The sequence below is a fragment of the Paenibacillus sp. NPDC056579 genome, from assembly GCF_042793215.1.
Classification (GTDB): Bacteria; Bacillota; Bacilli; order Paenibacillales; family NBRC-103111; genus Paenibacillus_S.
Genome location: NZ_JBHTVD010000040.1, coordinates 1 through 1,829, shown reverse-complemented (window position 1 = coordinate 1,829; position 1,829 = coordinate 1). Strand labels below are relative to the sequence as shown.

Below are 1,829 nucleotides of genomic sequence, written 5' to 3'. Positions count from 1 at the left end.
ATATTTTATTAGAATTACGTATTTTTTTAGTTATAGCGAGGTATTGCTTCTAAGTTATGTGATTAAAGTATTTTCCAAAAATAGAGAAAAGTATCTAGTGTTACTATTAATAATATATTTGGTCTTATTTTATTGGTTCTATACTATAGTGTTATTTAACACTAACGGTATTATTCCCTATAAAATCATAGGAGACTGAATAATTAAGGGGATTATTATATGATTTCAGTAATATTACCAACATATAATCGAGAAAAAGTTTTATTAAGATCAATTAATAGTATCCTAAATCAAACTTACAGAGAGATTGAGCTAATAGTAATTGATGATAATTCGAACGATAATACAGAAAATCTTATTAAAGAGATTAAAGATGATAGAATTATATATATAAAACAGGATCGTAACTATGGTGCATCTGTAGCTAGAAATAAAGGAATCGAAATAGCTCGAGGGGAATATGTTGCGTTTCAAGATAGTGATGATGAATGGTTTCCTACCAAATTAGAAGAGCAATTAGAATTTTTAAAAACAACTAATTCTGATGTTGTTTTTTGTTCATATTGTAGAAATACAAATGGTTTGAAGGAAATAATAAAACCACCCATGTTCAGAATGGAAGAAATTCACCAAAAAATATTATGGGGGAATTTTATTGGTACACCAACTATCTTTTCGAAAAGACAATGCTTTGTAAATGAACAGTTTGATTGTAATCTTAGCAGATTTCAAGATTGGGAAGTTATGATGAGAATAACTAATAAATATAAAGTTGTTTTTTTGGACAAAATATTAATTAATGTTTATGTTCAAACTGATAGTATTACAAATAATTATTCAAAAGCTGTTGACTCACTCAAACTTATAATAAAAAAAAACAAAGATATTTTAGATAATAAAATACTAGCATATTACTATTATTGTTTAGGAATGTATTCTTTATATACTAAATACCCTGATCTAGGGGCTCTAAAGATCTCTATAGACTTGGAAAGAAACATAAAAAGAAAATTGGTATATATCCTATGCACTTATAATATGACATTTGTTGTCAAGTTTTTAAAAGCTCTACGAAATGAAATTTTTAGTTGGAAGACCGTGGTTCTTAAAATAAAAAATGAAAATTATAAATGATCCACTAGAGTAAGGGCAAAATAATTACCTTACATTTTTTTTAAGGGCATGTACTTGCTAATTAAAAACGGTTGACCGATATGATTAGGCGGGAAGCTAACAGTACAATTTTGATGTTGCATGGTAATGGGAATAATATGTTTTTGCTCTTCCAAGTATTTAAAGGAGTTTTTATATTATGTATAGATTTTGTTTTGTAATCTTACATTATAATGCCGTTAAGGACACAGTGGAATGTATAGAATCAATAATAAACAATATTCAGTATAATAATACTTATATTCTGGTTGTAGATAATAATTCTCCTGATGGTTCAGGTAAATACTTGATGGAGAAGTATAAAAATATAAAGAATGTCCTTATTTTATTAAATGATAAAAATAGTGGTTTTGCACGTGGTAATAATATTGGTTATAAGTATGCATCTGGGGAGTTAAAGGCTGACTTTGTGGCAGTCATTAATAATGATACAGTAATTCGAGATAAATATTTTATCGAAAAAATAATAGGCCTATATGATCAAGAGAATTTTCAAGTAATGGGTCCAGATATTATTACCAAAGATGGTTATCATCAAAATCCATTTAAAATGAAAGGAATCACTTTAGGTGAGGTCAACGATTTTATATCAAATTATAAAAAGCAACTTATTATTAGTATTTTAATAACATTAATAAAAAGAAATAAATTAATAT

2 protein-coding genes are annotated in these 1,829 nt (G+C 26.5%); both read left to right on the top strand.

The annotated features are described in order from the left end of the window. The first annotated feature begins 219 nt into the window (after nt 1–219). Nucleotides 220–1,134 (top strand): glycosyltransferase family 2 protein, encoded by a 915-nt coding sequence (locus tag ACFQ88_RS39625; protein ID WP_379463441.1) that lies wholly within the window; start codon nt 220–222, stop codon nt 1,132–1,134. A gap of 178 nt (nt 1,135–1,312) precedes the next feature. Continuing rightward, nucleotides 1,313–1,829: glycosyltransferase family 2 protein (locus tag ACFQ88_RS39620; protein ID WP_379463440.1), on the top strand; the 517-nt coding region annotated here is incomplete at its 3' end.